The organism is Agarivorans sp. QJM3NY_25 (assembly GCF_050870875.2).
Taxonomy (GTDB): Bacteria; Pseudomonadota; Gammaproteobacteria; order Enterobacterales; family Celerinatantimonadaceae; genus Agarivorans.
Genome location: NZ_CP194041.2, coordinates 3,529,081 through 3,554,161, shown reverse-complemented (window position 1 = coordinate 3,554,161; position 25,081 = coordinate 3,529,081). Strand labels below are relative to the sequence as shown.

The window sequence follows — 25,081 nt, the reverse complement described above, 5'->3', positions numbered from 1 at the left end:
CATCTAGATGAGGTTTTTTTGTGTCTGTTATTTCAGTGCATGCTCAGATTGTGGATCGTGCTGTCATCACAATCATCGATGAGCGCCATCAATCCTGTAGCTTGATTTATTAGCCTTGGTTTAAACGAATTATTTGATCGTGAAACAAGGCTTACAAAACTTGAGCACTAGTCTTGATATTTGTCGCGGATCGCTTGAAATTTTTCGAAATTATCGAGTAATACACCGATTAGCCGTGGTTCAAATTGCCGCCCGCTTTGTTGTTGTAGATAGTCAATGATTTCTTCATCTTCCCAGCGCTGCTTGTAACAGCGAACGCTTCCCAGTGCATCAAATACATCTGCCAATGCTGTTAAACGGCCACAGAGAGGTATTTGTTCTCCTTTTAAACCCTCTGGGTAGCCACTACCATCCCAGTACTCATGATGGGCGCCAGCAATCTCTGCGGCTAGTCGCATAATTTCAATACTAGAGCCACTGAGCATCTTCTTACCAATAAGCGCATGAGTCTTCATCTGTTCCCATTCTTCTGAGTTCAGCTTTCCAGGTTTGTGTAAGATAGCATCGGGAATGGCGACTTTTCCTACATCGTGTAGTGGCGAGGCCAATTTAAGTTGATCGACTTTCTCTGGTGGTAAGCCAATTTGTTGGGCCAATAAAGCTGTATATAGAGCGACTCGACGCACATGCTTACCTGACTCCCTCGAGCGTGTTTCGACAATCTCACCGAGCCGATAAAGAACTTCTTTTTGATTGCTGCTAATGAGTTCATTGAGTCGAATGTTTTCTAACGCTGCGATGATATTGTCACTTAGCAAGTTAATGAAATGCTGTTCATCCTCATTGAAGGCCTGATTACGGGTGATTAAGAACAATAAGCTATTGGCTGAGTTTTCACAGTAAATGACCAACGCTTGATCTTCAAAAACGTTGAGTTTGCTTTCAATGGCTTGTTTTAGGAGTCGTTGTGGGGGATCCGAAAAATCATTAATTGACAAGTTCTCAACTTGAGGGCGGTGCTTGCCTTGATAAGCTAGGAGTTGTAGCTGGGTTGAATGTACTTGATAAGCAAACTGTTCCACTTGGTAGATACAGCTATCTTCAATATTTAGGATGGCGGATAATTGTTCGAGAGCACCTTCAACAAAGGCGAAAAGCGCGTGTTTTTCAAATATGCCGCGGGAGGCCTTAACGACTTTTTCTAGGCCTAACTTATGTCTTTCTAAGGCGCATATATCTCGATATGAGCGTAAGCTGGCGCGGATCAGGGTGCGCAGCTTTTGTGAGGTTAACTCGGTTTTATCTTTATAGTCATTGATGTCATAGTTTTCTACCACTTCATCTTCTGGCGCTTGCCCTGGCTGCCCGGTTCGTAACACAATACGGACGCTCTTATTGTTTAACTGTTGGCGAATGTAGTGGACTAAGCGTAAGCCTGCATCGTCGGTTTCCATGACCACATCGAGTAGAACTAAAGCGATATCGGAATGAGCATTGAAAACTTCTTTGGCTTCTTTTGCTGAGTTGGCATGTAAGAAGTGAAGGGTTTTATTATCGAAAATAAACTGAGACAAGGCCATCGTGGTAATGTGATGAACTTCGGGCTCATCATCTACCACCAATAGCTTCCATTGGGCCCGTGGAATAATATCATCAGGAGCACTGTCAGCTAAAACAAAGAAGTCATCTTCCATTACAATCCAAACTTATACTTTTGATTAAGTAAAGGATATTCTCGGCGTAAATTCAATTTAATGATTGATTTTATCGATATAAAAAAAGCGAGCTAGGCTCGCTTTGGTTTGAGTTTGCCATTTAAGCGACCGACCCTAATCTAGACCTTTGGTCTTGTGCAGGCTGGGTGCTGTTCTCTAATTGTTGATGCGCAAAATCATCGACGTTAATTGCGTTTAAACGGCCTTGCTCGGTGCGCCGCATTAATTCGGCTTCAGCTTGAGTGATGACTTCTAGCGTGAGGCCTTCAAGGGCAAGTTTGTCGAGCTGGGTGAACGGACGCTTTTCACCGATCGCCTTGCAAATTTTGTCATGCAGGCCTTCACAGGCGAGCACGTCTTCTAAGGTTTGCTCTAATTCGCCATAAACATTACCAGCGACTCGACTGGCAAAACGACCTTGACCAAGTCGCTCTCGGGTTTCACTTGGTTGTTGTAACATCTGGGCTAGTTGATGATCCAACTGGTCGCTAGGCGCATGTAATGGCTTGCCTAGCGGGAACACCACGAGTCGCATGAATTTGCCTACCCATTTGTTTGGGAAGTTGCGAAGGAGTTCATCTAGAGCGGTTTGTAACTGGAATAAAGCTTCTTGCATGCTCCAGTGTAGCAGGGGGAGATCTTCTTGTTTTCGGCCATCGTCAGCATAGCGCTTCAGTGTTGCTGAACAAAGATAAAGCTGACTAAGAATGTCGCCTAAGCGTGCAGAAACACGTTCTTTTCGTTTCAGACTTCCGCCGAGGGTGCCCATGGCCACATCAGAGAGCAAGGCTAAGTTGCTACTAAAGCGAGTCAGTTGTTTATAGTAGATTGCTGTTTGATCGGAATAGGGCGCTTTTAGCAGCGTATTTCCACTCAGGCCAAACCAAAAACTACGAATAAAGTTACTCACCGCAAAACCTAAATGACTGAATAAGGCGCTATCGAACTGTTGAAGGCCTTGATGAAAGTCTGGATGCTGCGCTGCTTCCATTTCAGCGAGCACATAGGGGTGGCAACGAATGGCCCCTTGTCCATAGATAATCATACTGCGGGTGAGGATATTCGCACCTTCAACGGTAATGGCAATCGGTGCACCTTGATAAGCTCGGGCGAGGAAGTTTTTTGGCCCAAGGCAAATCCCCTTGCCGCCGACGATATCCATGGCATCGATGCTGGCGCGTTGTCCTCGATGGGTTAAATGGTATTTAACGATAGCTGATACCACCGAGGGTTTTTCACCTAAATCGATGGCAGTCACGGTTAGATCCGATGCCGCGCCCATCATATAAGCGTTACCGGCGAGACGAGCCAATGGCTCTTCAATCCCTTCCATCTTACCAATGGGCAGTTTAAATTGGCGACGTATACGGGCATAGGCGCCAGTCGCTAAAGCTGCATTTTTAATACTGCCAGTTGCACTTGAGGGCAGGGTGATGCCGCGACCGACCGATAGGCACTCGACCAGCATTCGCCAACCTTGGCCAGCCATGGCTTGGCCGCCGATAATGTAATCGATAGGAACAAATAGTTGGTTAGCGGTTGTAGGGCCATTCATAAAAGGGATATTCAGCGGGAAATGGCGACGACCGACCTCAACGCCTTCAATATCGGTGGGGATTAGTGCGCAGGTAATCCCAAGCTCTTTTTGATCGCCCAGTAATCCCTCGGGATCCGAGAGTTTGAAAGCCAGCCCAAGAATGGTTGCTACAGGCGCGAGGGTGATATAGCGTTTATTCCAGGTAAGTTGCATCCCCAGTACTTGTTCACCTTGCCAGTCACCCATGCATACAATGCCTGAGTCGGGGATTGAGCCCGCGTCGGACCCAGCTTCTGGACTGGTGAGTGCAAAACAAGGAATTTCTTTCCCTTCGGCTAAGCGTGGCAAGTAATAGTCTTGCTGTTGTTTGGTGCCATAGTGTTGTAGCAATTCACCGGGACCTAAGGAGTTGGGGACTCCGACGGTACTTGATAGTACGGCAGAGATACTGGCTAGTTTTTGTAATACACAGGACTGTGCGTAGGCTGAAAATTCGAGGCCACCATATTGTTTCTTGATGATCATCGCGAAGAATTTATGGGTTTTAAGAAAGTCCCAAATTTCCGGAGGTAAGTCAGCGAGTTCGTGAGTGATTTGCCAATCATTGGTCATGGCGCAGACCTGCTCTACAGGACCATCGATAAAAGCCTGTTCTTCCGGGCTGAGACGCGGTGCGGGGTAACTGTGTAGCACTTTCCAATTCGGATCCCCACGAAATAATTCACCTTCCCACCAGGTGCTGCCCGCATCAATTGCTTCTTTCTCTGTTCGTGACATCTCTGGCATGATCTTTTTAAAGATTTTAAATATCGGTTTGGAAATGAGCTGTTGCCTTAAAGGTTTAAAATTAATCCCTCCGACCACAACTAAAAAGCCGAGCCAAAAGATTTCACTTAATGGTGTGATGGCGCTGTAAGCCACTAAAGCGGCAGTAACGGCGAGGCTAAAGGCTAATAACGAAGCCCTAAAGTAGGCTAGCCCACAGATGAGTAGGCCAATACCAACAATGGCAAATAGCGGTGAATAACTTAGCATGAATATCTCCTTGGTCTCGTTAAGAGGTCTGACCTCTTGCTATTTGTAACTCAAAGGTTAAAAGATCGCAAGTAATTTACAATTGCTCAACATATTGGTGGCGTAATATCTGTTTAACAAAATGAGCATTAGGCTCGTTTTGAGCGCTGAATATCCTATTAAAAAACGTTATAGTGTCAGCCTGATAGCTTGCATAAAATGAGATAGTTTTAATGAAAAGTCTGATAGTTGAAGAGTTACAAGAAGCCGCAAACGTGTTGAATGCTTTTATCACGGATCAAAATAATATTGACGCCATCGATAATGCGGCTCAGCTACTTGCGGATAGCTTTAAGCAGCAAGGTAAGGTGCTTGCCTGTGGCAATGGTGGTTCGCATTGCGATGCCATGCACTTTGCTGAAGAACTCACGGGTCGTTACCGTGAAAATCGTCCTGCGTTGCCTGCGATCGCGATTTCTGATCCCAGTCACCTCTCTTGTGTGAGTAACGATTATGGCTATGAATTTGTTTTCTCGCGTTATATCGAGGGCTTGGGCCAGAAGGGCGATGTGTTGTTTGGGATTAGTACCAGTGGTAATTCAGGTAATATTATTAAAGCAATTGAAGCGGCCAAAGCGAAAGGAATGAAGGTGATTATTCTATCGGGTAAAGATGGCGGGAAAATGGCTGGTCAAGCGGATATTGAAATTCGGGTACCACATTTTGGTTTTGCTGATCGTATCCAAGAAATTCATATTAAAGTGATCCACATTTTGATCCAATTAATTGAAAAGCATATGGCTCAATAAGCCATTCAAATAGCGTATTGAGCGAGCGGTAATATGTGTGAGTTATTGGGAATGAGTGCAAATGTACCCACCGACATTTGTTTTTCTTTTACTGGATTAGTGCAGCGTGGTGGGGTGACTGGCCCGCATGTGGATGGCTGGGGGATTACCTTCTACGAAGGCAAGGGCTGTCGTAGTTTTAAAGACCCAGCCCCAAGCAGTGAGTCTAAAATAGCTGAGTTAGTGCAGGCTTTTCCGATTAAGAGTAAGGCGGTGATTGGCCATATTCGCCAAGCCAACCGGGGGTGTGTTTCTTTGGAGAATACCCACCCTTTTACCCGAGAATTGTGGGGACAAAATTGGACCTACGCGCATAACGGCCAGTTAAAAGGCTATAAACAGCTCGACACCGGTTTTTTTCGCCCGGTAGGGGCCACCGATAGCGAACATGCTTTTTGTTGGTTATTAGAGCAATTACGCCTGAAATACCCGCGTAAACCCAACAATATGCAAGCCATGTTTAAGTTTGTGGCAAGCTTGGCGGAGCAACTCAGGTCGCGGGGCGTGTTTAACATGTTACTGAGCAATGGTGAATATGTGATGGCTTATTGTTCCACGAACTTACACTGGATTACTCGTCGAGCCCCCTTTGGTGAAGCACAATTAGCCGATGCCGATGTCACCATCGATTTTTGTAAAGAAACCACACCCAATGATGTGGTCACGATGATTGCGACTCAACCTTTAACCAATAATGAGCAGTGGCAAAAAATCGCCATTGGTGAGTATGTGTTGTTTAAGGAAGGCGAAGTGCAATAAAAAAGCGCCTAGTTGGCGCTTTTTTAATTATTGGCGTAACCACCACTTGGTAGGATATGACCGTCGAGTACCGCTTTACCTTGTTGCATCAGCAGTCGTTGTTCCACAAACCAGTTCACCACCACCGGATAGATGGCATGCTCCTGAACTTGCACTCTGGCAGCAAGTTGATTGGCATTGTCTTCGCTAAATACTGGCACCTTGGCTTGTAAGATCACCGGTCCGCCATCTAATTCCGGCGTCACAAAGTGGACGCTGCAACCGTGTTCTTGATCGCCAGCATCGATAGCGCGTTGATGAGTATGTAAACCTTGATATTTTGGCAATAACGAAGGGTGAATATTCAGCATTTTTCCGCTAAAACGCTGTACAAATGGTTCACTTAAGATCCGCATAAAGCCAGCCATTACGATCAGATCAGCTTGCTGCTGTTCAATGATATCGCCTAAGGCTTGATCATAAGTTTCGCGATCAGTATACGGTTTGGGGTCGAGTACCACCGTATGAATGCCTGCTTGCGCTGCTCGTTCTAAGCCATAAGCTTCCGCTTTATTGCTTATTACTGTGCAAATGGAGGCGTTGACACGCCCCTCATAACAGGCATCGATAATGGCTTGCAGGTTAGTCCCTGAACCTGAAATTAATACAACAATGTTGCCAGCCATTATGTGTCCTATTTGAACTCGACTTGATTCTCGTCAGTGGCTACATCTTCAATGTGACCAATTTTCCAAGCGCTCTCGCCGTGTTCTGCTAACAGAGCTAAGGCTGCCTCTACTTCTGCTTCAGGAAGCGCAATCACCATGCCTACCCCACAGTTAAAGGTGCGGTACATTTCTTCACGAGCAACGTTACCGTGTTCTTGTAGCCAGTTGAATACTTCAGGCCACTGCCAGCTATTCTCATCTACCACAGCTTTTGCACCTGCAGGTAATACCCGAGGAATATTTTCCCAGAAGCCACCACCAGTGATATGCGATAGGGCATGTACTTCACATTGCTTGAGCAAGGCAAGTACCGACTTCACGTAGATTTTGGTTGGGGTTAACAGTGCTTCACCTAACGTTTTCTCACCTAACATTTGCTTCGGATCGGCATTCGAGACTTCAAGAATTTTACGAATCAATGAATAGCCGTTTGAGTGAGGGCCGCTTGAGGCGAGTGCAATCAGCGCATCCCCGGCAGCCACTTTAGTCCCATCAATGATTTCGGATTTTTCTACAACACCAACACAGAAGCCTGCGATGTCGTAGTCGTCACCGTGATACATGCCAGGCATTTCCGCGGTTTCACCACCGATTAGAGCGCAACCGGATAACTCACAACCATGACCTATCCCTTTCACTACGTCGGCAGCGGTATCGACATCGAGCTTGCCGGTGGCATAGTAATCTAAGAAGAATAGTGGCTCAGCCCCTTGAACAATTAGGTCGTTGACACACATGGCGACTAAATCAATCCCGACGGTATCGTGTTTTTCTAAGTCTAAAGCAAGACGAAGTTTAGTACCTACACCATCGGTGCCTGCAACCAATACCGGTTCATTGTAACCGGAAGGTAATTGACATAAGGCACCGAAGCCTCCGAGTCCGCCCATCACTTCCGGACGTTGGGTGCGTTTACTCACGCTCTTGATTCGTTCAACTAATGCATTACCAGCTTCGATATCAACGCCAGCATCTTTATAGCTCAGAGGGGTGTTTTGTTTGGTCACAGGATTACCTTGCAGCGAACAGAGAAAAATTTCGCGACATTTTAGCAGTGTTAGCTGCGCTGGAACAGTAGTAAACGAGAACTAAAACATTTTGTTGATATTTGCTAACATATCTTGATTGAGCTTGGTTTACACTGGCGGCTCACAATTCGCTAAATTATAGGAATAAACATGAAAGTTGTTGAAGTAAAGCACCCACTGGTTCGTCATAAAATTGGCTTAATGCGCGAAGCCGATATTAGTACTAAGCGTTTTCGTGAGTTAGCGCGTGAAGTCTCTACTTTGCTCACTTATGAAGCAACGGCTAATTTGGAGTTGGAAGAGGTTACAATTAATGGTTGGAATGGTCCGGTGGCCATTGAGCAAATTAAAGGTAAAAAAGCCACAGTGGTCCCCATTTTGCGCGCTGGACTTGGCATGATGGATGGTGTGTTAGAGCATATGCCTTCAGCAAAAACCAGTGTGGTAGGGATTTATCGGAACGAAGAAACTTTAGAGCCAGTGCCGTATTTCCATAAATTGGTGGGTCAAATAGAAGAGCGTTTAGCCATTGTTGTTGATCCGATGCTAGCGACTGGTGGATCGATGATCGCGACCATCGATCTGCTCAAAGAACAAGGCTGTAAGAATATTGTGGTATTAGTATTGGTCGCTGCACCAGAAGGTTTAAAAGCCTTGGAAGCTGCACATCCTGATTTGGTCTTGTATACTGCATCGATTGATGAAAAATTAAATGAGCATGGTTATATCCTTCCGGGATTAGGCGATGCGGGTGATAAGATCTTCGGTACTAAATAAACGGTAGCGGGTAAGGATCGTTAATGAGTTTCTCTGGGAGAACGTAGTGATAAAACAGTGCTGGTTGGTATTGAGTTTGGCCTTGGTATTTTTGCCGGTTGAAGCGTCCCAACAAAACGACTTATACCGGGTTGAAGCTGTCGCCAGTGGCGATAATAAGCAAGATCAACAGCAAGCTTTTGAATTATTATTACGGCGTTTAACGGGGGATTCGGCGAGTTATTCCAATCCCTTGGTGGTGAAGGCCAAGAAGAATATAACTCCATATATTCAGCAGTTTAGTTTTGCTGAACAGCACATATCTGTGCTATTTAACGAAGCCAAAGTGAATCAATTATTGACCCAAGCCCAGCTACGTCTTTGGGGGAAGCAACGGCCTGATATTCTATTGTGGTATGCGTCTGAGCAAAATTTCAATCGCCAATTGATGGCCGATAGTGCTGAGCAAAGTTGGTTCGTGCATGGGCGACAGCAGGCGCAGTTATTAGCCTTACCGATCCGCCTACCAGTGATGGATTTAAGCGATAGTATGGCTCTTAGCGTCAATGATGTTTGGGGGGGCTTCGATGGCCCTCTATACACCGCTAGTGCTCGATATAATACGCCTCTCATCTTGAGCTTTCGCCAATATCCACAAGGACAGAATTGGCAGATACAGTGGCGTTTACTCGATAGTGCTAACCAAGTTCAGTTAGCCAGCGGTCAGGTGCAAGCACCTCTTGAGGAAGTCGCTGCCGCGGCCATGGATGCGGTAAGCGCTAGCTTGGCGGAGCGTTTTGGGGTGGCGTTGGGTGAAAGCACCGATGAAGCTATCGTACTCAGCTTTGCTAATATTACCGGCATGAATAAATATGTGGATTTAGAACGTTTTTTGAATCAGCAGCCTAGTGTGGCAAGTGTCACTCTGGAACAAGTTAACCATGATACCTTTACTTTTCGGGTTCAGTTATTAAGTCCTTGGCAGGATTTAAAATCGTCCCTAGATATCTCCCCGCGCCTACAAGCCGATGATATTCGCGATAAGCTATACTATTTCCAATAGCAAAAATTTCTAATCTTAAGGCCTAGCTGATACAATGACGCAAGTTTTGTATCGGCTTTGATTTGTTACTTTGAGTTTTTCCCCACAATTATCACTTCCTGTGCATTTACCTGATGATGAAACCTTGGTGAGTTTTTACCCGGGAGATAATCAGCAGTTGTTGAGTGCCTTACGTAATCTTGCCTTAGATAAGGGGGAGAGAATGTTGTATTTGTGGGGCGCGGAAGGCTCTGGTCGAACCCACCTGCTGCATGCCAGTTGTACTGAGATGGCTGATATGGGGGCCGCAAGCGCTTATTTGCCGCTAGATTTACATGCAGCGATGTCACCGCAAATGCTTGAAGGTTTGGAAACCATGGCTTTGGTGTGTTTAGATAATATCGATGCCATTGTCGGTATTCAGGCATGGGAAGAAGCAATTTTCGATTTTTACAATCGTCGTAAAGAGTTAGCCTCAACGACTCGGCTAATTGTGACCGCTAACGCACCTGCGCCACAACTCTCTTTTGCTTTAGCTGATCTGCAATCCCGTTTAAATTGGGGGGTCACTTATAAACTGCATGAGCTTGATGATGAGCAGAAACTGAGCGCCTTGCAGTTACGTGCTGAATTACGCGGTTTGAAAATGCCCTTAGAGGTAGCTCGTTTTTTACTTAAACGTTTGTCGAGAGACATGCCGACCTTATTGAAGAAACTTGATGTATTAGATCAAGCTTCGATCACCGCACAACGCAAACTTACAGTTCCTTTTGTGAAGGAAATTCTCGACATTTAGCAGATAGAGGGCTTCTGTGTGGCTTAATTCGCTTAAGCTTTGAGGAAACTTTTATTTCAAATCGCGTGAATCAAGCGTCTTCGAGAGCAATCGTTTCTTAGAGCCATGGGACGGGCGTTCAAGTCACTACATTGAACAAATCCCAATTTCTCTAGCTTTTGCTACCCATTGATTTCCATTTTTTCGGTAATACGCAGTTCTGTAGCAAATGCTGCCAGATAATTTACACCATATGACCGAATGCTAACAGTGAATGAGCCATGTCTGGTTTGCTCTTCTGGTCGTGTGTCTGTCAGCAGCTGATTTGTAGTGTCTTTTGTTTGAATATTTGCACAATCCATAAAATTGACTATAGTTAATTCACTCAATAATGAGTGCTTAAGAAAAAGGAAACTGATATGGCTAATCAACTCGCGGGTGGTTGGAGTCCTTTTCATGAACTATCAGACGAAGATAACCAAGTATTTGTGCATGGGATGGAAGGGTTTGTTGGTGTGAGTTATAAACCTCTGGTGGTTGCGACTCAGGTGGTTGCAGGTTGTAATTATGCATTTTTCTGTAATGCTGAAGTTGTTTATCCTGGTGCACAACCTTACCCTGCCATGGTTCATATGTTTAGTGACTTACAAGGTCATGTAGGGATCACGCATATTCAACGTCTTGATTTCTGAGTCGTAAAAGCCAAGCACAATCAAGATTGCTTGGCTTTCCAATCTATTAAAACTTATGTGTTACTTGCGATACACGCTCCCTAACAGGCGAATAATGCTTAAATCGGGGGGAGTTGCTATTCGTGGTTTGTGAATTATGGTTTTGCTTGCTCAAGATAGACTAGATTTTATCTAGCTACTCCTCCTTTCGACCTACATTTGCTACCATTATTCCCGAACTTTTTATCGAGTATAGGTAAGCCACCTATCACATCACTTGCCATGGGCCTCATTGATCAATCGGGTGATTTATCTTTGAGTTTCTTTAAACCGATACCAAGTTCTTTGCCGCGTTGTTTGGCGTAGCTAAGGCTAGAAATAAAGGCGGTGAGTACCAATAGCAACTCGACAGCAGCCATGCCGCGTTCGTTGTTTGAGGTGGCTAAAAGTGTGGTGCTGTGCAACACATATAACAGCAATACAAAGCAGCTCCAAGCATAGGTGTAGGGGTTGCCAGCCAAAATCCCTCTTAAGGGGAAAAGTAGGGGAAGTACCCAGAATAGCAGCATTAAACCGATACTGATGTCTACTGGCGGTGACAACCATAGGTGCCATAAACAGACCCAAGCGAGTAGACCAAGGTAACTGGTTTTGGCCAGTAATAGCAGTTGTGGACTGGTGAATCTAGACAATCTCTAATACCTGTTGAGGAGGTCGACCGATCCGTGCCTGCTGTTGATTGATGACGATGGGGCGTTCAATCAATTTAGGGTTGGCGTGCATTGCGGCAATCAATTGTGCTCTATTGAGAGACTCGTCTGCTAAGTTAAGTTGTTTATATAGCTCGTCTTTAGTACGCATCAATTGGCGAGGCTCAATGCTCAGCATGTTTAAAATACGGTCTAGTGCCTGTTCGCTGGGAGGCGTCTCTAAGTACAAGATAATTTCTGGCTCAATGCCTTGGTCGCGAAGCAGTTGTAGTGTTTGGCGGCTCTTCGAGCAACGCGGGTTATGCAGTATTTTTATTTCAGACATGGTATTTCCTTAAACCTCAGATTAGTTCAGTTCTTCTAATTGTTTTTCAGCAGCTTCAAACTGTTTGATTCTCGCCTCAATTCGTGCCAGCTCGAGCTGATTTTTAGTTAAGTTATAGGCACTATGCAATTCATCAATGGCACGTCGATAATCTGAATGTAATGATAAATACTCGGCTTGAGCGATATGGCTTTCCAGTAAATTATTTAGCCGCCCTTGTGCTCGGCTAAGCTCCCCCCAGGCCAAACTATCATCTGGGTGATGACGTAAATAACGGTCGAGCAGCTTAGCGGCCTTGGTAAATTCGCCTTTTTCACTATAGGCGTGAGATAAATTTAATATGATGACTTGATTATCGGGGTAACGAGATTGAGCACTCTGTAGACGAGCAATCGCTGATTCGAAGTGTTGTTGAGCGAGGTCAATATCACTCAGGGTATCGATCATAAATAAGTTATCGGGATGACGTTTGGCGAGCTCATCAATGATAGTTTTAGACTCCGGATATTGGCCTAAGCCAAATAGGGCAAGTGCTTTACCATATAAGGCCGCGTCTTTGATACGATATTCTTTACGTTGCAGTTGTTGTTGATAATAGTCTAAGGCGGCTTTAGCGTCTAAAGTACCATGACGGACGATGATCCGGGCTTTGGCAAACTGGAATGCTAATGAGGGCGCAATAAAGTGCTGTGGGTATTGATTCGCTCTGGCACGCGCCTCACTCACCCTAGTTTCTGGTAAGGGGTGGGTAATGAGCATTTGTGGTGGTTTGCTAGCATAACGATATTTTTCGGCAAGTTTACCGAAAAAACTACCCATGCCAGCGGGATCGTAACCCGCTCTGACGAGGGTTTGTAAACCGATACGGTCGGCTTCAAATTCGTTTGCCCGAGTATAGTTAATCGAATTTTGGATGTTGGCTGCCATCGACGCCTGCAGCGCTGCTATACCTGCAACTGGATTCGCGATCCCTAATAGCACTGAACCTAACATACCTGCGAGGGTTAGGTTTTGCGAAGCGGCTTGGTTTTCGATACTACGCGCAATATGTCGTTGGGTAACGTGGGCGATCTCGTGGGCAATCACCGAGGCAAATTCACTCTCGGTATTGGCATATAGAAATAAGCCGGTGTGGATCTTCACATAACCGCCGAGAAAGGCAGCCGCGTTGATTTCATTGTCGGTCACTAAGAAAAAATGAAATGGTGTGCGAACTTGCTCCGCTTTGGCGACTAAGTGATTTCCGAGTTCGCTGACATATTCTGAGAGTACAGGATCATTGGTCATGCGGTGACTTGCTCGAATCAGTCGCATGTAGGCTTTGCCGTAAATAACCTCTTTGTCGATGGATAATGCCGACGCCCCAGCCGTACCTATTTCAGGCAATTGGTTATTGGCAGATATGAAGGGCGTATATACAAACAATATACCGACAAAAATAAGCTGCAAAAGACGGATCATTAGTTTCCACTATCTATTTTTCTTATCGGCGAGAATACTCTGATTTTGTTTGTTATTCAAAAGCTATAAATGCCATTCTTGATGATAAACTATGATCATTTCATTGTTGCTATGGGTAAGATGCATGCGTTGTCTTAACTTTGAAGATCAAATTTGTCCAATTCCTCTGCTGCAAAGTAAATTGTGGTTAAAGCAAGCGCAGCAGGGGGAGCAGTTAAAGTTATGGCTGGCCGATCCGGGGTCATGTCGGGATATTCCTAAGTATTTTCAAGGTTTAGGCCATGAGGTTAAAATCGAGCAAAATTCCCAGCAGTTTTGTGTCACAATCACCGTTCATATGCTTAAGGATTAACGCAGTAACTATGTTTAAAGTCATATCTCTTTGGTATAACCGGATGTTTTCAGATCCGGAAGCTGTGGCAATGGCCTTGGTGTTTGTCATCGGTTTTGTCATGCTTTACTTTTTTGGTAATTTACTCGCCCCTTTATTAATCGCCTTGGTATTGGCTTACTTATTGGATTGGCCGGTGAGTTTTTTAGCAAGTCATGGTTTTCGCCGTGGGATCGCAACGTCGCTGGTTCTACTGGTATTTTTTCTGATTGCGACCTTTATTGTATTACGTGTGCTTCCGACGGTCTGGGGACAAGGGATGAATCTGTTGACCGAGTATCCGGTGATGCTGAATAGCAGTCAACGTTGGTTGGAGTCGCTTCCTGAGCGTTATCCAGAGTTTATTGATGGGGCATTAGTGCAGACTGTCGTGGATAATGTCAGAACCCGTCTGATGGGGGTCGGTGAGCAGTTACTTCAATCTTCCGTCTCATCGATCATCAACCTGGCCACTGTGATGGTGTACAGCGTATTAGTGCCTTTGATGGTATTTTTTATGTTGAGTGATAAACAAGTGTTAATGCGAAGCGTGACTCGTTTTCTCCCGAATGACCGTCGTTTGCTCGCACAAGTTTGGATGGAAATGAATGGTCAGGTGATTAATTATATTCGTGGTAAAGCCATTGAAATATTGGTGGTTGGCGGTGTGAGTTATATTGTATTTGCGCTAATGGATTTACGGTATTCAGCTTTGCTCAGTGTCTTAGTTGGTTTGTCGGTGTTAATTCCATTTATCGGAGCTTTTGCGGTTACCTTACCAGTGGCGATGGTCGGTTTATTTCAATGGGGAGTGAGTCCTCAGTTTGGCTACTTGATTCTGGGTTATGGCATCATTCAACTATTAGATGGCAATGTGTTAGTGCCGGTTTTATTCTCAGAGGCCGTTAACTTGCATCCCTTAGCGATAATTGTTGCGGTATTAGTGTTTGGCGGTCTGTGGGGATTTTGGGGAGTATTTTTTGCTATTCCGTTAGCAACTCTCGTCAAAGCAGTGATGAATGCTTGGCCACATGCCGAAAAAGCTGAAGTTGATCAGCCTTCATCCTAGCGGCGGTCGTTCTCTCCTGGTGCTGCTGTGATCGTTTATGCTTGATTTAGGGATTGCTGAATATATCAAATGTAGTCGCTATGAATCATGAGCAACGCTGCATTGATAAACAACTTTGACTGAAAGCTTTAATTACAAGATACATCAGGCTGAAGGCGGTGATTTAAGCCAGCAAGATCAACAGATAATGAGTTAGCTGGGTATTAATATGACTCGCGGTGACGAAAGCCTAAATGGGTCGGCAAAAAATCCATAGACGCGAGTCTTATCTGACTAGCCTGCTAAATAGTCGAGTACAACTTGGTGGTGCTCTTTGGTTTTAAATTTGTCAAATACATGTTCGATGATACCTTGCTCGTCGATCAAGAAGCTAATGCGGTGGATGCCGTCGTATTCTTTTCCCATGAATTTCTTCAGTCCCCAGACACCAAACTGTTCGGCAACTTGATGATCTTCATCAGACAAGAGATCAAAATTCAATTGGTGTTTTTCAATAAACTTCGGTAAACGTTTCACTGGGTCAGGGCTTATGCCAAAAACCACGGTATTGGCATCGGATAATTGCTGAATACTGTCTCTTAAGCCACAAGCTTGAGTGGTACAACCGGGTGTTAAGGCTTTAGGGTAAAAATACACCAACACCTTTTTTCCTGCGTAATCACTGAGCTTGATCCGCTTTTCATCTTGGTTGGCTAAATCGAATTGTGGTGCGGCATTGCCGGCGGTAAGCGTATTCATTGCTGATTCCTTTTGTCTCGCTTCATTAGATAAAAACTGTAGGCTAAAATCGTGACTACCGAGTGTTTGGCAAAGTTTGGCAAATTGCTGTTCAATGATTTCGGTTTGGTGTTGCTGATTCAGCTTGACCTCGAAAGAAGCGTGTAACATTTCTACTTCTGCCTGGCTAAATAGATTGGACTTCAAGCTCACCATATTCATATCATGATCGCTAATAAACTGAGTTACTTGACTAATTACCCCAGTGGCATCGGGCAACGTTAGCTGCAGTATGGCCGCATGTGAATAGTTGATCCGTTCATGTCGTGAAGTTTTTTTTAAGACACTTAATAGCTGTAATTCTTGTGCGGTGACCGGCAGTCGAGTTTCGATTTGAATGATCGCATTATGTGTGCCCGAGACTAACATAATAAGGGTAAATTCAGAGCCAAATAGTGCCATTCGGCTATCCACGATGTTGCAACCGCAACTTGATACCAGTTGAGTAAGTTGATTTACGATGCCGGGGCGGTTGGTACCCACCGCGGTGACTACAAGGTATTGGCTCATATTCTATTTTGTTTGTATCGCTAGATAGATGAGTTCAGGATACTTGCTTAAACAAGGGATTTCTAGCGGATAAAAAAATAGCGGGCTGTAAATGCACCGTTTCTATCAAACACTGATAGTTTTCATCTTGTGTTTATGAAAGTGGCTAAGTAGTATAGCGCCCTTACTCTGGATTGTTTTCGCCTGTCGAAGACAAATACCAGTCAAATTATTAGTTTGTTGATGTAGTGGAATATGCAACTAGTTTCTTTTTCAGCGATAAAAATCGTGTTATCAGCGACTCTCGTGACTAGCTTGGTGGCGTGTTCAAGCGGTGGTGAGCAGTTACGTCAAGCTGAGCGTAATTTTGATTATTTGAAGGCGACTCAGATCGAGCCTTTGTTTATTCCTGAAGGTGTCTCTCCACCACAGCAAAGCAAAGATTTTGTGATCCTCAATGCCCAGCCTAAAGGTGAGCCGATACTCGGATCACGAGTTGATGTGCGGTCACCGATGCAGGTGATTCCGTTGATCGCGGGAAGCCGAACAGAGAGTAGCGATGCAGGTTTAATTTTTTGGTTTGATATCTTGCTCGCGCAATCTGCCGAAGAAACCAGCCAAACGGTACTAAACCTGATTCGAGACTATATTGGTTTTCGTCAGTCATCGATTGCACGTTTAGACGAACAGCAGCGGATTGTTGAGTCAAATTGGTTAGTGGACCGAGAAATGGTCGACAGTGGCTGGTTTTTCATCAGCGATAAGGCTGTGGAGCAACGGCAGAAATTTAGTTATCAGCTACAGGTTAAGCCTCATGGAAGAACCGTTGGTTTAACAGTTAAATTAGTGGATGCAGAGCTATACCGAAATGATAATGATGTGGTCGTTGATCTGGATAGTTTTGATCGACGACGTTTAGAGATTATTGAGCTAAACCGATTAATTGGCTATGTGAATGATCGTCGAGAAGAGTTGGAAGCGCAGTTGGCAGAGAAACGTGAACAAGCGCGTTTGGCGAGCATGAGTGCGGCAGAAAAAGCACGCTTAAACGATCCTTCGGTTAGTTTGTTATTGGTTAATGATGGTGGAACGGCTTACTACAAAGCACGGGCTAATATGGATAAAACCATGAAGCGTTTGCGTATGGTTCTGCCGATCGCTGGTTTTACGATTACCGATTATATCGAGACTTCGGGTAGCTTGTATCTTACCTATAAGCGTCCAGATAGTGAGCTCTTGGAAAAACATGGTTTATCCGGGATGCAGTTTGAAGAGAAAGATTATATTTTCACTGTTGGCTCTAATGATAATATTACTCAAATCACCTTAGCAGATGATGAGGGTAAGGTGCTTAAACCTAGGGAAGTGAGCAAGTTGTATCCTTATTTGGCGATTTTGATGAAAATGGGACTGGATACGACGAATAGCTTATCGCACTAGTTCTTGTGAATGTTTCAAATAAAAGGCCCCAAATGGGGCCTTTTTAGTCTTAGCGCCTTGAGACGAATGGTATTTAAAGATTCAGTTAACAGAGCTTTAGGCTTGAATTTAGGCTGATGAGAAAGCGATTATTGCCAATCGAAATTACTGATGGCAGCAATCGGGGAAGCGGCCTGCGAAATAGGCGACATGAGAACCTTGAAGGGCTTCAAGGCATGTACAGGGAATCGTTATTTTCATCCAGTTTGATATGAGCAAATACTTGATCGAGGAGCGGCTAACTATTGTTTTTCATCCTGCGCTTGCTGGTCGGCCCTAAGATTGTTTTGCTCAATAGTTTTACGCAACTCAGCGCTAATATTAAATCTTCCTATATGCCTTAACATCATTAAATTTCCGACAATAAAACCTAATACTAAGACAATGATAAGGATCACGTATCCGCTACTCATGGCATCTCCTTAGCCGCTAGGTCGCGAGGCCTTGCATTGCAAGACTTGAAGTAAAGCTTAGTACAACCACAACGAGTAGTAAGCTGGCGGGGGGAGATTGTTTTTTAAATTGAGGGGCTAACCAAAGCAGAACCGCTAAGGTTAATAGTATGGCGACAATAACGAATTGTTTTATTTGTTGAGGATCTTGGCTCAGTTGGGGCATCGCCAGCAAATAGACGCATAAACAGAGTATGCTTAACATGGCACTGACGATACCTAAGCAAGGTAGTACTTTGTCAAACTGACTTAAGCGATGCTTGGCTTTCACCATTAACCAGTGCGCCAAAGCAGTTGCACAGACTAGGTATGTAAATAAAAATAGCGGCTGTTGATTTAATACGACGAGCCCTGCTGCCAGCATTGGAATCCCCATGAACCACCATAACTTGAGTTTGAGGCTGCGTTTATGCTTCAGTTTATTTAGTTGAAATAGCAAGGCCCAGCCCGCAAATGCAGCGACTAGGATCAGAGCGCTTAGCCAGCTACTTTGTTGGCTTTCTATGCTGGACAAAGCCGCTAGGGTGATGAGACTGACAAGGGTGCCTAATTGACGCTGAATACGGCCTGTTTGACCGGGGCACAGTTGGCCTTTGTAAAGTACGAGCATGAGTAGTAGAAAGGCTAGACTAGCGCAACTAATTAAACTGAAGAATAGGGTTGAATAGACGCTTGGCATTAGCTCTCCGGTAAACATATATTACGAACATATTGCTCAAATATTTGCTCAATATGTTGCTCGATGGTGGTGAACCCTGCCACTTGTGCTTGACGTAAGTGGCTTAGGAGTGTGTCGGTTTCGAGTCCACTTAGCTTGATTTGGCTGCAGGCTAAGTGGCTCAGATGCCAAGGTTCAAATTCGACCCCGCCCTGAAAGCGCTGATAAGGAAAAAAGAAGCCATAAGATTTTGCATGTTGTTCTAACCAGCAAGCAAAGGAATGTTGGCAGCCCCCTGCTTCATATTCTTGAGGAATCAGTGCTAGCGAACTGCCGGCGGGGAGTAACTGGGGATCATAGAGATCGAAGTCGGTTCCCCAGTGGTGGCGACTGGTGCCTGGCAGGGCCGACCAGCGTAAAATGGCATGCATTTTTTGTTCATCACTTAGCTCAGCTAGGCTGATGGGATGGCTGTGTTGATCTAATATGGGGCGTAAGCCCTGCCATTTATGGTTCCAGATGAGGCTTTGGCGATGGAAGTCGCGATAGCCACTATATACAGCAAGCTGGAAACCAGCTTGCGTGGCCGCGCTTGCTAAGCCGCGTAAATCCTCTAACACACCCGGATGTATCCAAGCAAAATCAGCACTGTTAACTAAACCTTGTTGGTTTAGTCCATATAGGCCTGCCTGGTGATTGGATGTGTTCATTTGGGTCCTAATACGTTCACTAATAGTTCAAAGTACATGTCAGCGAGCTGCTCTAAGTCAGCAACTTTAACAGATTCGTTCACTTTATGAATCGTTGCATTTATGGGACCTAATTCAACTACTTGGGTGCCCATTTTGGCAATAAAACGTCCATCTGACGTGCCGCCAGTGGTCAGTAGCTCAGGGGCTTTTTTGGTGACCTTGGTGACCGCTTGGCTCACCGAATTTAAAAAATCACCTTCTTCGGTTAAGAAAGGTTGGCCATTGTAGGTCCAGTCGAGTTGGTAATCTAAGCCATGACTGTCAAATATATTATGCACCCGCTGAACCAGCTGTTGATCGGTGACTTCGGTGGAGTAGCGGAAGTTAAATTGAACCTGTAATTCGCCAGGAATGACATTCGACGCGCCAGTGCCGCCGTGGATATTCGCGATTTGAAAGCTGGTTGGTGGGAAAAACTGATTTCCATTGTCCCAGTGCATGGCGGCTAGCTCGGCCAGAGCTGGTGCAACTTCATGGATAGGGTTTTTCGCTAAATGAGGGTAGGCGACATGGCCTTGCATTCCGTGTACATGAAGATCGCCAGTGAGTGAGCCTCGTCGACCATTTTTAACGACATCACCTACATGATGCGTCGAAGAGGGTTCGCCTACCAGACACATATCAATTAGCTCATTGCGGGCAATGAGGGTATCAACGACACGAGTGGTACCATTAATGAATGGGCCTTCTTCGTCTGAGGTGATAAGGAAGGCAATCGATCCTTGATGATTAGGGTGCGCTGCGACAAAGCGTTCGGTTGCAATAACCATTGCGGCCAATGAACCTTTCATATCTGCGGCGCCACGGCCGTGTAGTACTCCGTCGATCACTGTCGGCTCAAAAGGGGGCGTATGCCACTGTTCTGCTGGGCCCGGTGGGACCACATCGGTATGACCGGCAAAACAAAATAAGGGGGCTTGTTGCCCCTTACGGGCCCACATGTTAGTGGTATCCTCAAATATCATCTCTTCGATAGCAAAACCGACGTCGCTGAGGTGTTGGGCCATGAGTTTTTGGCAATCACAGTCTTCTGGTGTAACCGAAGGGCGGCTGATGAGATCTTTTGCGAGTTTTAAAACTGGGCTGTCTGACATTGAATTTAGCTTTCCGGAAAAAAGAGTTGTTGGTAAAGCTCGGCTTTAAAGCCAAGTGTAAATTGCTGATCGATTTGTAACAATGGCCGTTTGATCATCGCAGGATACTGTTCTAACAGTGCAAGTGCGGTATCTTCATCTAAATTCGCTTTTTGTTGATCACTGAGTTGACGAAAGGTGGTGCCACGTTTATTGAGTAAAGCTTGCCAACCGAGTTGTTGAGCCCATGCCTGCAGTTGCTGACTATCCAAACCATCTTTACGATAATCATGGAAAGTAAATTCTAAGTTGTGTTCATTGAGCCAACGACGGGCTTTTTTAATGGTGTCGCAGTTGGGTATGCCAAACATGACAATCTTGCTTATAGACATGTAAGTTTCCTGTTATATTTTTGCTAAGAATACCAGAGCTGGGCTGAAAGCTCATTGGGGATTTACGCTTTATCGTATTGATTTATTCTTAAACAGAGTGACAACTTAGAGCAATGGTATTGCTCATGGGTAAATTGGGGACAAAAAAAACCACGCATATAGCGTGGTTTTAGAGAGTCATTCAGTATTATTTGATGATGCGTAATACTGGTGTTTCGCTAATGGTGACAGGGCCAGACATCTTAACTAGCTCTTTAATTTCATCCATATTTGAAATGACGACAGGAGTTAGGGTTGATTTAGCTTTTTCTTCCAATACCGCCAGATCGAATTCGATGATCACATCACCTTGTTTTACTTCTTGGCCTTCGGAAGCGATGCGGGTAAAGCCTTCGCCTTTTAACTCAACAGTATCAATACCAAAGTGAACAAATAACTCGATGCCGTCGGTTGATTCTAGAGAAAACGCATGGTTAGTCTCAAAGATCTTACCAATGGTGCCGTCGCAAGGGGCAACCATTTTGTTACCGCTCGGTTTAATGGCAATTCCGTCACCTACGATTTTCTCGGCAAACACCACATCTGGCACTTCTTCAATTGGAACAATTTCGCCAGATAGTGGGGCGATAATATCAATACCGCTTTTAGTTGCACTGTCATCTGAAACCATTTTTTTGAATTTGTCGAATAGACCCATTATAGAGCTCCTGAATTCTTATGTTTATTACTGCTATCTTAACAGATGGTATTTTGTTTAACAAAAGTATCAACTAACGTTTCAATTTCTGCCGCTGTTGGTAACGAAAGAGCTTGATCGGCTAATTTCTTCACTTCAGCATAATTCGAATTACGGATTAGTTTTTTGATCCGAGGTATAGAAATGGAACTCATTGAGAATTCATCAAGGCCCATACCCATTAGTAATAAGGTTGCTGACTCATCACCGGCTAATTCACCACACATACCCGTCCACTTACCTTCCGCATGTGAGGCATCTATCACTTGCTTAATGAGGGTTAATACCGCAGGTGACATTGGGTTATATAATGCTGAAATCAATTCGTTACCACGATCAACTGCTAAAGTGTACTGGGTTAAATCATTAGTTCCAATACTAAAGAAGTCAACTTCTTTAATTAAATGATGTGCAATTGCAGCGGCGGCAGGTGTTTCCACCATTACGCCAATTTCAACGTCTTCATCAAAGGCGATATCGTTCGCTCGTAGATCCGCTTTTAGGCTCTCTAATACTGATTTTAACTTGCGGATTTCTTCGACCGCAATAATCATCGGGAACATGATGCGAACTTTACCGAAGGCTGACGCTCGGAGCAAAGCGCGCAGCTGAGCATGCATGATTTCTTCACGATCAAAGAAAATACGGATTGCACGCCAACCCAAGAAAGGATTCATTTCTTTAGGAAGGTCTAAATAAGGCAAATCTTTATCACCGCCGATATCCATGGTACGGATAATCACTGGGTGACCTTGCATCGATTCAACGACTGCTTTATACGCTTCAAACTGCTCATCTTCTGTTGGCAGTTGATCGCGGTCCATAAATAGGAATTCAGTACGGTAAAGACCCACACCCTCTGCACCATTGCGGTGAGCGCCATCAACATCTTTAATCGTACCAATGTTGGCGCAGACTTCGACTTGATGACCATCTAGAGACACAGCAGGTAAGTCTTTCAGTTTGGCTAGTTCTAGTTTTTCGTCTAAGTAAGTTTGTTGACGTTGGCGATAAACGGCTAACTGTTCTGCACTTGGGTTGATTATCACTTCATTGTTAATTGCGTCTAGAGCGATGATATCGCCATTGCTTACGCGTTGAGTGATGTCATTGGTGCCAACGATCGCCGGGAGCTCTAAAGAACGCGCCATAATTGAAGTATGTGAAGTTCTACCGCCGATATCGGTTACAAAACCGAGCACTTTATCTAAGTTGATTTGTGCAGTTTCTGAGGGGGTAAGATCATTCGCAACTAACACGACTTCTTCAGTAATAGTGCTAAGTGAAATGATCTCAATGCCTAGAATATTTTTAACTAAGCGCGAGCCGATATCGCGAAAATCGGTGGCTCGCTCTTTTAAATAGGGGTCATCTAACTCAGCTAGCATTTGGGCATTTTGCTCAATAATAGTATGAGCCGCTTTGTCTGCAGTCACTAAGTTGTCTTTGATGCAGGCTAGAATTTCTTCTTCAAGCTCTTCATCTTCTAATAGCATGATGTGACCTTCGAAGATGGCTTCTTTTTCTTCGCCGAAAGTCTTGCCTGCCATTATTTTAATTTCTTCGAGTTGAGCAGACGTTGCATTACGTGCATCGAAAAAACGTTGAATTTCGTTTTCTACTTGCGCTGCTTCGATATGAGCTTGGTTAATCACTACTTCTTGCTCTGCAAGTAGCAGTACTTTACCAAATGAAATTCCTGGAGACGCCAGAATACCTGAAATCATAACCTACACCTATTTAGTTGAAACTCGTTAATGGATAAAAAGCGACCGTATTATTCTAGTTCATCCATTAGCGCGACTAATTTTGTAACTGCTGCGGTTTCATCTGCGCCTTCAGCGCGGATAACGACACTAGTGCCTTTGGTTAAGCCTAAGGTTTGTAACTTAAATAGGCTTTTGGCACTGGCCGATTTGCCGTTACTTTCAACAGTGATATCACTTGCGAATGCTTTGGCTTCTTTAACAAATTGAGCGGCGGGACGAGTATGAAGGCCATTCTCTGCGGTAATTACAACACTTTTCTCAAACATACATACATTCCTTAATTTTGTTTTGTTGTCTAAATATTCAGTTAAGCTTAGACGTTTATAAGTAAAATATTTCCGCCAAAAAATAACGTAAAAAATGACGTCGAAGTTTAATCTATGTCAAGTTTTTAGGCTTAGTTGTACACTGTTACTTAATATTACATCGTTAAATTCAATTTAAGCTATTGATTTTTAATTGCTTATATTAATTTATCGACGTAAACAATGTATCCGTTTTGATACCTCTGTTACAAAACGATACATTGAAAACGCTAACATTTGGCGCGGGGGAGTATAGTTTTTGCAAAATTATAGCACAAGACCAGAGAGTTAATTTTCTTTGAGAATAAAGCTGTTTGACCAAAAAAAAGACGACTGAAAATTCGTCGTCTTAATATAGAGCTATTGAGCTATTGAGCTATTGATTTATTTATTGAACGTTTTCTTGTTCAGTAAATGTATCTGCAAATAATGCACTTGATAAGTAGCGTTCGCCAGAGCTAGGTAATATCACGACGATGGTTTTATCCGCGTACTCTGCTTTTTCAGCAATCCGGTTCGCTGCGACCACTGCTGCACCAGAAGAGATCCCTGCAAGAATACCTTCTTCCTCCATTAAGCGCTGAGCCATCGCAATCGCATCTTCATTGCTCACTTGTTCGACCAGATCGACTAAATCTAAGTCAAGGTTACCAGGGATAAAGCCTGCGCCAATCCCTTGGATCTTGTGTGGTCCAGGGTGAGTTCTTCACCCGCTTTGGCTTGAGTAATCACTGGAGAATCTACGGGTTCAACCGCAACGGAAGTAATACTTTTTCCTTGTTGTTGCTTGATGTAGCGGCTCACACCGGTGATGGTTCCGCCAGTACCAACGCCTGCGACAATGACATCAACTTCGCCGTCGGTATCTTCCCAAATCTCAGGCCCCGTGGTTTTTTCATGAATTTCTGGGTTGGCAGGATTGTCAAACTGGCCAAGTAAAATGTATTTTTCTGGGCTACTATCGCGGATTTCTTCCGCCTTGGTAATTGCCCCTTTCATGCCTTTAGCACCTTCGGTTAAGACTAGATTTGCTCCTAAAGCTTTGAGCAATTTACGACGTTCTAGGCTCATGGTATTAGGCATCGTTAGTGTAATTGGATAGCCACGAGAGGCTGCCACAAAGGCTAAAGCAATGCCGGTATTACCACTGGTGGGTTCAATGATTTCTTTTCCAGGACCAAGCAAACCTTTTTTCTCTGCATCCCAAACTAAGTTGGCACCAATACGACACTTCACACTGAAGCTTGGGTTGCGGCTTTCCACCTTCGCAAGAATGTTGCCTTTGTTGACTCGATTAAGACGAACTAATGGCGTACGGCCAATGGTTAGCGAGTTATCTTCATAAATTTTACTCATTGAAACTTCCTTATGGGCTAATGACGGTTGCTACAATCAGTGGTCAATGGCACTCA

Annotated in this window: 25 protein-coding genes and 2 pseudogenes; 9 read left to right on the top strand and 18 right to left on the bottom strand. The window is 44.4% G+C overall.

Annotated features, from left to right (window positions below):
- Window positions 1-167: 167 nt before the first annotated feature.
- Both ACRRSW_RS16295 and fadE read right to left on the bottom strand, forming a co-directional pair.
- Window positions 168-1,694: a DUF3369 domain-containing protein gene (locus ACRRSW_RS16295; RefSeq protein WP_432452197.1), complete on the bottom strand. Its 1,527-nt coding sequence runs from the start codon at window positions 1,692-1,694 to the stop codon at window positions 168-170.
- Window positions 1,695-1,815: 121 nt separating this feature from the next.
- Window positions 1,816-4,287: an acyl-CoA dehydrogenase FadE gene (gene fadE / locus ACRRSW_RS16290; protein WP_432452198.1), complete on the bottom strand. Its 2,472-nt coding sequence runs from the start codon at window positions 4,285-4,287 to the stop codon at window positions 1,816-1,818.
- 212 nt (window positions 4,288-4,499) lie between these two features.
- Here fadE and lpcA point away from each other — a divergent pair, with 212 nt between their 5' ends.
- Window positions 4,500-5,075 carry a D-sedoheptulose 7-phosphate isomerase gene (gene lpcA / locus ACRRSW_RS16285; protein ID WP_432452199.1) on the top strand — a complete coding sequence of 192 codons (576 nt, stop codon included), beginning with the start codon at window positions 4,500-4,502 and terminating at the stop codon, window positions 5,073-5,075.
- Window positions 5,076-5,108: 33 nt separating this feature from the next.
- A complete protein-coding gene (locus ACRRSW_RS16280; protein ID WP_432459855.1) occupies window positions 5,109-5,873 on the top strand; it encodes a class II glutamine amidotransferase in 765 nt (254 codons plus the stop codon).
- Window positions 5,874-5,896: 23 nt separating this feature from the next.
- On the opposite strand, the gene purN is transcribed toward ACRRSW_RS16280, so the two are convergent.
- Entirely contained in the window at window positions 5,897-6,538 is a 642-nt protein-coding gene (gene purN / locus ACRRSW_RS16275; protein WP_432459854.1) for a phosphoribosylglycinamide formyltransferase, read from the bottom strand.
- A gap of 8 nt (window positions 6,539-6,546) precedes the next feature.
- Window positions 6,547-7,587 carry a phosphoribosylformylglycinamidine cyclo-ligase gene (purM, locus tag ACRRSW_RS16270; protein WP_432459853.1) on the bottom strand — a complete coding sequence of 347 codons (1,041 nt, stop codon included), beginning with the start codon at window positions 7,585-7,587 and terminating at the stop codon, window positions 6,547-6,549.
- A gap of 171 nt (window positions 7,588-7,758) precedes the next feature.
- Here purM and upp point away from each other — a divergent pair, with 171 nt between their 5' ends.
- From upp to ACRRSW_RS16250, 4 genes are all read left to right on the top strand, one after another.
- A complete protein-coding gene (upp, locus tag ACRRSW_RS16265) occupies window positions 7,759-8,385 on the top strand; it encodes a uracil phosphoribosyltransferase (RefSeq protein WP_432459852.1) in 627 nt (208 codons plus the stop codon).
- Between the two features lie 46 nt (window positions 8,386-8,431).
- Window positions 8,432-9,427, top strand: coding sequence for a DUF2066 domain-containing protein (locus ACRRSW_RS16260; protein WP_432459851.1), 996 nt, complete (start codon window positions 8,432-8,434; stop codon window positions 9,425-9,427).
- Between the two features lie 70 nt (window positions 9,428-9,497).
- A complete protein-coding gene (hda, locus tag ACRRSW_RS16255) occupies window positions 9,498-10,202 on the top strand; it encodes a DnaA inactivator Hda (RefSeq protein ID WP_432452205.1) in 705 nt (234 codons plus the stop codon).
- A gap of 398 nt (window positions 10,203-10,600) precedes the next feature.
- Window positions 10,601-10,873 (top strand): hypothetical protein, encoded by a 273-nt coding sequence (locus ACRRSW_RS16250; protein ID WP_432452206.1) that lies wholly within the window; start codon window positions 10,601-10,603, stop codon window positions 10,871-10,873.
- Window positions 10,874-11,148: 275 nt separating this feature from the next.
- On the opposite strand, the gene ACRRSW_RS16245 is transcribed toward ACRRSW_RS16250, so the two are convergent.
- From ACRRSW_RS16245 to ACRRSW_RS16235, 3 genes are read right to left on the bottom strand one after another with little or no spacing between them, the layout of a single operon-like run.
- Window positions 11,149-11,544, bottom strand: coding sequence for a DUF2069 domain-containing protein (locus ACRRSW_RS16245; protein ID WP_432459850.1), 396 nt, complete (start codon window positions 11,542-11,544; stop codon window positions 11,149-11,151).
- Window positions 11,537-11,887 carry an arsenate reductase (glutaredoxin) gene (arsC, locus tag ACRRSW_RS16240; RefSeq protein ID WP_432459849.1) on the bottom strand — a complete coding sequence of 117 codons (351 nt, stop codon included), beginning with the start codon at window positions 11,885-11,887 and terminating at the stop codon, window positions 11,537-11,539. Before arsC ends, ACRRSW_RS16245 begins: the two co-directional genes overlap by 8 nt.
- Window positions 11,888-11,908: 21 nt before the next feature.
- Window positions 11,909-13,348: a M48 family metalloprotease gene (locus ACRRSW_RS16235; RefSeq protein ID WP_432459848.1), complete on the bottom strand. Its 1,440-nt coding sequence runs from the start codon at window positions 13,346-13,348 to the stop codon at window positions 11,909-11,911.
- A 124-nt stretch (window positions 13,349-13,472) separates the two neighbouring features.
- Between ACRRSW_RS16235 and ACRRSW_RS16230 the strand changes: the two genes are divergently transcribed.
- Both ACRRSW_RS16230 and ACRRSW_RS16225 read left to right on the top strand, forming a co-directional pair.
- Entirely contained in the window at window positions 13,473-13,700 is a 228-nt protein-coding gene (locus ACRRSW_RS16230; protein WP_432452210.1) for a sulfurtransferase TusA family protein, read from the top strand.
- Window positions 13,701-13,710: 10 nt separating this feature from the next.
- Window positions 13,711-14,787 (top strand): AI-2E family transporter, encoded by a 1,077-nt coding sequence (locus ACRRSW_RS16225; RefSeq protein ID WP_432459847.1) that lies wholly within the window; start codon window positions 13,711-13,713, stop codon window positions 14,785-14,787.
- Window positions 14,788-15,060: 273 nt separating this feature from the next.
- On the opposite strand, the gene bcp is transcribed toward ACRRSW_RS16225, so the two are convergent.
- Both bcp and ACRRSW_RS16215 read right to left on the bottom strand, forming a co-directional pair.
- The gene (bcp, locus tag ACRRSW_RS16220) at window positions 15,061-15,525 is read right to left on the bottom strand and encodes a thioredoxin-dependent thiol peroxidase (RefSeq protein WP_432456155.1); all 465 of its coding nucleotides are present in this window, start codon (window positions 15,523-15,525) and stop codon (window positions 15,061-15,063) included.
- 387 nt (window positions 15,526-15,912) lie between these two features.
- A pseudogene (locus ACRRSW_RS16215) lies at window positions 15,913-16,074 on the bottom strand (glycine cleavage system protein R); the annotation flags it as partial.
- A gap of 234 nt (window positions 16,075-16,308) precedes the next feature.
- Here ACRRSW_RS16215 and bamC point away from each other — a divergent pair.
- Window positions 16,309-17,493: an outer membrane protein assembly factor BamC gene (gene bamC / locus ACRRSW_RS16210; protein ID WP_432452212.1), complete on the top strand. Its 1,185-nt coding sequence runs from the start codon at window positions 16,309-16,311 to the stop codon at window positions 17,491-17,493.
- Between the two features lie 281 nt (window positions 17,494-17,774).
- Here the strand turns inward: bamC and ACRRSW_RS16205 are convergent, their stop codons facing one another.
- From ACRRSW_RS16205 to cysK, 9 genes and pseudogenes are all read right to left on the bottom strand, one after another.
- The gene (locus ACRRSW_RS16205; protein WP_432459846.1) at window positions 17,775-17,945 is read right to left on the bottom strand and encodes a DUF2897 family protein; all 171 of its coding nucleotides are present in this window, start codon (window positions 17,943-17,945) and stop codon (window positions 17,775-17,777) included.
- Window positions 17,946-17,961: 16 nt separating this feature from the next.
- Window positions 17,962-18,663 carry a hypothetical protein gene (locus ACRRSW_RS16200; RefSeq protein ID WP_432452214.1) on the bottom strand — a complete coding sequence of 234 codons (702 nt, stop codon included), beginning with the start codon at window positions 18,661-18,663 and terminating at the stop codon, window positions 17,962-17,964.
- Window positions 18,663-19,352, bottom strand: a complete 690-nt coding sequence (locus ACRRSW_RS16195) for a M15 family metallopeptidase (RefSeq protein WP_432459845.1) — start codon at window positions 19,350-19,352, stop codon at window positions 18,663-18,665. The genes ACRRSW_RS16200 and ACRRSW_RS16195 overlap by 1 nt, the downstream gene beginning before the upstream one ends.
- Window positions 19,349-20,488: a succinyl-diaminopimelate desuccinylase gene (gene dapE / locus ACRRSW_RS16190; protein ID WP_432452216.1), complete on the bottom strand. Its 1,140-nt coding sequence runs from the start codon at window positions 20,486-20,488 to the stop codon at window positions 19,349-19,351. The genes ACRRSW_RS16195 and dapE overlap by 4 nt, the downstream gene beginning before the upstream one ends.
- Before the next feature lie 5 nt (window positions 20,489-20,493).
- A complete protein-coding gene (locus ACRRSW_RS16185; RefSeq protein ID WP_432452217.1) occupies window positions 20,494-20,859 on the bottom strand; it encodes an ArsC family reductase in 366 nt (121 codons plus the stop codon).
- A 187-nt stretch (window positions 20,860-21,046) separates the two neighbouring features.
- Entirely contained in the window at window positions 21,047-21,556 is a 510-nt protein-coding gene (crr, locus tag ACRRSW_RS16180) for a PTS glucose transporter subunit IIA (protein WP_432452218.1), read from the bottom strand.
- A gap of 38 nt (window positions 21,557-21,594) precedes the next feature.
- Entirely contained in the window at window positions 21,595-23,322 is a 1,728-nt protein-coding gene (gene ptsI / locus ACRRSW_RS16175) for a phosphoenolpyruvate-protein phosphotransferase PtsI (RefSeq protein WP_432452219.1), read from the bottom strand.
- A gap of 50 nt (window positions 23,323-23,372) precedes the next feature.
- Entirely contained in the window at window positions 23,373-23,630 is a 258-nt protein-coding gene (locus ACRRSW_RS16170) for an HPr family phosphocarrier protein (RefSeq protein WP_432452220.1), read from the bottom strand.
- Between the two features lie 427 nt (window positions 23,631-24,057).
- Window positions 24,058-25,025, bottom strand: a pseudogene (gene cysK, locus ACRRSW_RS16165) (cysteine synthase A).
- Window positions 25,026-25,081: the final 56 nt, after the last annotated feature.